The sequence below is a fragment of the Neisseria sp. HMSC067H09 genome (assembly GCF_001814135.1).
Taxonomy (GTDB): domain Bacteria; phylum Pseudomonadota; class Gammaproteobacteria; order Burkholderiales; family Neisseriaceae; genus Neisseria.
In genome coordinates this window covers 47,832-53,134 of record NZ_KV814919.1, presented here as the reverse complement: position 1 = coordinate 53,134, position 5,303 = coordinate 47,832, and the positions used below count along the sequence as shown (strand labels likewise).

4 protein-coding genes are annotated in these 5,303 nt (G+C 54.1%); 1 reads left to right on the top strand and 3 read right to left on the bottom strand.

What is annotated here, in order from left to right; all coding sequences use genetic code 11:
* Nucleotides 1-147: 147 nt before the first annotated feature.
* From HMPREF2954_RS07365 to HMPREF2954_RS07355, 3 genes are all read right to left on the bottom strand, one after another.
* A complete protein-coding gene (locus tag HMPREF2954_RS07365) occupies nt 148-633 on the bottom strand; it encodes a hypothetical protein (RefSeq protein WP_045072616.1) in 486 nt (161 codons plus the stop codon).
* Between the two features lie 185 nt (nt 634-818).
* Nucleotides 819-1,664, bottom strand: a complete 846-nt coding sequence (locus HMPREF2954_RS07360; RefSeq protein WP_045072614.1) for a mechanosensitive ion channel family protein — start codon at nt 1,662-1,664, stop codon at nt 819-821.
* Between the two features lie 83 nt (nt 1,665-1,747).
* The gene (locus HMPREF2954_RS07355; RefSeq protein ID WP_045072665.1) at nt 1,748-3,586 is read right to left on the bottom strand and encodes an autotransporter assembly complex protein TamA; all 1,839 of its coding nucleotides are present in this window, start codon (nt 3,584-3,586) and stop codon (nt 1,748-1,750) included.
* A 299-nt stretch (nt 3,587-3,885) separates the two neighbouring features.
* Here HMPREF2954_RS07355 and sstT point away from each other — a divergent pair, with 299 nt between their 5' ends.
* A complete protein-coding gene (gene sstT / locus HMPREF2954_RS07350) occupies nt 3,886-5,109 on the top strand; it encodes a serine/threonine transporter SstT (protein WP_045072613.1) in 1,224 nt (407 codons plus the stop codon).
* Nucleotides 5,110-5,303 lie beyond the last annotated feature (194 nt).

Sequence of the window (5,303 nt, the reverse complement as noted above, 5' to 3'; positions counted from 1 at the left end):
GGGCAAAGCCCACGCTACGGGTTTCTATTCTCTCCTGCTACGGTTTTTGCCGTAGGTCGGGTTCTCAAATCCGACAGCTTTTGAGATGACAGTGGCTGTTGTCGGATACAAGCCTCCAACTTGCGACCGGCTACGGTTTGCCCAGCATTATTTGCAACGCATCAGCGTACGCGTCCGCCAAACTTTTTTGCCTGAGCCGTCCGTTGAAAAATCACGGAATCTTTGCGTCAGCACGCCTCGGTTTAACGAAAACTCAAAATTATCGTTATAAATCTGCGTACCTTGCTCCGGCTCCTCTTCCCGAACGAGTGCCGTACCTGCGATTTTATCGGGCGAATAAATTCGATAATTCAGTTTCGTATATTTCGCACCCCATTCCCAACCATTTAATTCAATTGATTTTTTACCTATTTCAATATAAAAGCCGCTATCTTCCGACACATAGACATTATCCATAGCAGCGTTTTCATCATAACCCATGGCACATAAAGCCCTTATATGTTTGGGCGATACCTTCCCTTCATAATGCCCGGCCCATTTGCCTTGAAACGCTTGCGGAATATCTTGGGCAGCGGCTTGGAATCCAAGAAGGAGCAAACCGGCGGTCAGAACAGATTTTAAAGTGAGCGACATTATTTTTGAACTTTCAAGAAAGAGTGTTTAAATCAATATGAATAATACAGGAAACGGAAAGAATATAAAAAGGTCGTCTGAAAACCATAAGACAGGTTTTCAGACGACCTCAGATGGGCTTTGGGTTTCAAACACCGTATGCCTACGGTTTCAGCAGGTCGGATTCTCCAACCCGAAACTTACCCTTACCCCTGCTGCTGGATGATATGCACGTCTCGCTGCGGGAAAGGAATATTGATATTGGCGGCACGCAGGTTTTCCACTACCTGCTCGTTCAGCCCGAAGCGGAACGCGCCCAAATCGGCTTCGTTCGTCCACGCCCAAAGCGTGATTTCGATGGCACTGTCGGCCAAGTTGGTAATATATGTTACTGCCTCTTTGCCTTGGGTCTGTACGCACAAAGGATGCTCGGTGGCGGCTTTCAAAACGGCGGCTTTGGCGGCCTTCAAATCACAGGCGTAATCGACGCCGACCACCACCTGCACGCGGCACAGCGGCATGGAAGAACGATTCACGATACTGTTGCTCATGACGACGCTGTTGGGCAGGATGACTTCTTCGTTATCCGGCGTACTCAGCGCGGTCTGCACCATTTTAATTTCGCTAACAAAGCCTTCGAAGCCGTTGACTTTGATGTAGTCGCCGACTTTAAACGGACGGAACAGAATAATCAGCGCGCCGGCGGCAAAGTTCGACAGTTGGTCTTTCAGCGACAAAGCCACCGCCAAACCCGCGCCGCCGATTAAGGCGGTAACCGACGTGGTCGGAATGCCCAACTTGCCCAGCGCGGCAATGATGATCAGGATTAACAGACCGACGTTAGCCACATTGCCGAGGAAGCTGACGAGCGTTCTGTCCACTTTGGCACGGGTCAGCGCAGCTTTCATCAGGATAACGAGGCGGGCGGCTATCCATCTGCCGACAAAGAAAATCGCCAGCGCGGCAACGAGGTTGGTACCGAATGCCATGCCGGTTTCAACGAGACGCTCCCAGCCTGAGAATGAAGAGAGGTTTTCAAGATCGAAATTCATGATTTTTATTTATGGTCCAAAAATGGTAAAAATTTTGGATATTATGGGTTTTGCGGCAAGCCTGTCTATATTTTCAGACGACCTTAAAACCGTGTGCCCAAGCTGATGTGCCAACGGAGTTTTTTGTCTTGGTGTCCGTAGGCGACGTCGAAGGAGAACGGGGCGACGGGGCTGAACCAGCGCACGCCGAGGCCGGTACCGTGTTTCATGCTCATGCGTTTGAAGTTGCCTGCGGCGTCGCCGACATCGTGGAAGACGGCGCCGGATACGCTTTTGGTAATCGGGAATTGGTATTCGAGGCTGCCGACCAGTAATGCCCTATCGGGGAGGACGGAATTGTTCGGACCTGCCAGACCGATGCTGTCGAGTTCGTAACCGCGTACGGAAGAGGCGCCGCCGGTGCGGAACATGAGGCTGGAAGGTACGTCTTCGCCTTCGCGGGCGTAAACGTAACCTGCCTGCCCGCGGACGATGAAGGTGCCGAGTTTTTTGTTTTCGGGCGTGTAGAAATAGCCTGCGCGGGCGGTGGCGCGCGCCATGGTGGTGGAGGACAGGAAGTTGCCCAGCGTTGCGCCGATTTTGCCGTCGAGGTAGTAGCCGTTTTCGGGACGCAGCTCGGTTTCGATGTTTTGGCGTTTCCACGAGGCGGTCAGCATGGTGGCGTGGCTGCGGCCGAGGTCGTAATTGGTATCGGGCACTTTGCGGTCCTCGGTAATGAATTCGATACCGAGGCGCGATTCGATGCCGTTGCGGTCGCGCACGCGCCAAATACCGCTGGTCAGGGCGCGTTTTTCAAGGTTTTGGGTGGTCGAGCGATTGTAGGACGTGTTGGTCGTCCAATATTTGCCTTCGCTGTTGCGCGGCTGGCTGATACCGGCGGCGAGGGTGGTTTCGTATTTGTCCATGTCCCAAACGACGGAGCCGATGTAGCCTTTGTTGAAGAGGTTGTAGTAGTCGTAACCGATACGTCCGCCGAGGCCGTATTCGGAGTCGTAGCGGATACCGGTTTCGAGTTTGTGGCGTTTGACTTCGGTGACGTTGACTTTGACGGGGACGCGGTCGCCTTGGAGGCGGTCGAAGTCGGCTTGAACGGATGCACCGGAGTAATGTCCGTTTTGTTCGAGCGCTTGTTGGAAGTCGAGCAAGAGGTCGAGATCGTAGGGCGCACCGGGTTTGAAGCGTGCCAGGCCGGCGACGACGTTGTCGGGATAGCGGCGGGTACCGGTGATTTCAAAGTCGCCGAAGTAAATGGGGCGGTTGCTTTCGACGATCACGTTCAGATCGGCGGTGTTGTTGTTGGGATTGACGGTGGCTTGGCTGTTGCTGAGTTTGGCAAGCGGGTATTTTTTGCGGGTTACTGCGCTGAGGACGGAGGTTTTGCTGCCGCTCCAGCCGTCTTGGTCAAAGTATTCGCCAACGGGCTGCTGCCAGTTTGCCATGGCTTTTTGGTAATACTCGGCAAGGTTGTTGTCTGACAGGATGTCGCCGAGGATGGCGACGCTGACGTTGTCGATTTTGGTGCGCGGACCGGGATTGACGGCGACGGTGTAGCTCGAACCGTTGTCTTGGACGTTGACGCTGCCGTTGAAATAGCCTTTGGTTTTGAGCATGGTTTTGACGTTGTCGGGCGTTTCTTCGGCGAGGAAGCCGACCTGCTCTTTGTCCAACTCTTCGTCCTGCTGCTGGGTAATCAGCGGCAGGTATTCTTCGAGCATGGATTTGACTTCGCTGTTTTTGGTTTCGATTTTGACGGGAAACTTGGGCGTCAGTTTGCCTGCTTTGGCAGCCTGCTCGGATTGCCCGCCCTGCTTGAAGCCGGGAATCGGTTCGTAGTCTTCGGCACGCGGCAGGTCTGCTGCGGCTGCGTGTCCGTAGGCAAGGGCGAGTGAGGCAATCAGGATGGGCGAAGTCAGTCTGGTCATGGCAAAAAAATGTTTCAACGGCAGAAGGGTTCTAAATTCTACCATTATTTTCAATCGGGTTTAAAACCCGCCCGAGACGGAGGGGTCGTCTGAAAAGGCGGATGCACCTGTCTCTGTGCGACAGAAGCAAAACACATTAACTCCCTCCAATCCGAAAAATACAGCACAAACTGCCCAATTCTCTAAAAAATCAAGCATTTTTCGCCACAACAATCGATTTGATATGTAAACCTGCGCAATAATTGATATTTTCTTTTAAAATGCAACGTTTCTTAACACATAAAGTAAGAGGACGTATCATGGCAAGTGGTAATCCACTGCTGAACGCAGTCAACCGTATCGGACTTGTCCCGCAAATCATCATCGGTTTGATGTTGGGCGTCTTGGTCGGCTCCATTTCCCCGAAAGCAGGTTTGGGCGCAGGGCTGCTCGGCGAATTGTTCGTCGGCGCATTGAAAGCCGTCGCCCCCGTATTGGTGTTCGTCTTAGTGACCGCCGCGCTGGTGCAATACCGCAAAGGCGGCGAAGCCAAAATCAAACCCATCATTATTCTGTATCTCGTCGGCACATTTGCCGCAGCCGCCGTCGCCGTTGCCGCCAGTATGGCATTCCCGACCGCGCTGGTGTTTAAAGACGTAGCTACTTCCACCCTCGCCCCGCCCTCCGGCATCATCCAAGTCCTCAAAGAGCTTTTGATGAAGCTCGTGTCCAACCCGATTAACGCCATCGCGCAAGCCAACTATATCGGCATTCTCGCATGGGCGTTGGTTTTAGGTTCCGCATTGCGCCACCACGGCTCCGACACCACCCGCCAAGTCGTCTCCGACCTCTCCGACGCCGTGACCACCGTCGTGCAATGGGTTATCCGTTTCGCCCCCTTGGGCATTTTCGGACTGGTCTCCCAAACCGTCGCCGAAACCGGCTTTGCCGCCTTCCTCAGCTACGGACGCCTGCTGGCAGTCCTGCTCGGCAGCATGGCATTTATCGCCTTCGTCGTGAACCCACTCATCGTCTGGTCGCAAACCCGCAAAAACCCCTACGGACTGGTCTTCACCTGCCTGCGCGAAAGCGGACTCTACGCCTTCTTCACCCGCTCCTCCGCCGCCAACATCCCCGTCAACATGGCATTGGCGAAAAAACTCGGCTTGCATGAAGACACCTACTCCGTCTCCATCCCGCTGGGCGCAACCATCAACATGGCAGGCGCGGCGATTACCATCACCGTCTTAGCCATGGCGGCCGCCCACACCAAAGGCATCGTCGTCGATTACCCCACCGCCCTGCTCCTGAGCCTCGTCGCCACCGTCGGCGCATGCGGCGCATCCGGCGTTGCCGGCGGCTCGCTGCTGCTGATTCCCGTCGCCTGCAGCCTCTTGGGCATAGACAACGACTTCGCCATGCGCGTCGTCGGCGTCGGTATGATTATCGGCGTTATCCAAGACTCCGCCGAAACCGCCCTCAACTCCTCCACCGACGTACTCTTTACCGCCGCCGCCGACTTAGGCAGCCGCCGCAAAGACTGAAAACTCGGTGTTTCGCCAAACGTCAAAAAGGTCGTCTGAAATTTCAGACGACCTTTTTTCTATACTATTAAATCGAATTCATATACCCATACCGTCATTCCCGCGCAGGCAGGAATCCAGACATTCAGTTTTCAGAAATGTTTGGAGGTTGCCGTAATGCCAAACTTCTGGATTCCCGCCTGCGCGGGAATGAC

Coding starts and splice junctions, on each gene's coding strand:
- HMPREF2954_RS07365 (WP_045072616.1), bottom strand. CDS start 633: ATGTCGCTCACTTTAAAATCTGTTCTGACCGCCGGTTTGCTCCTTCTT.
- HMPREF2954_RS07355 (WP_045072665.1), bottom strand. CDS start 3,586: ATGACCAGACTGACTTCGCCCATCCTGATTGCCTCACTCGCCCTTGCC.
- HMPREF2954_RS07360 (WP_045072614.1), bottom strand. CDS start 1,664: ATGAATTTCGATCTTGAAAACCTCTCTTCATTCTCAGGCTGGGAGCGT.
- sstT (WP_045072613.1), top strand. CDS start 3,886: ATGGCAAGTGGTAATCCACTGCTGAACGCAGTCAACCGTATCGGACTT.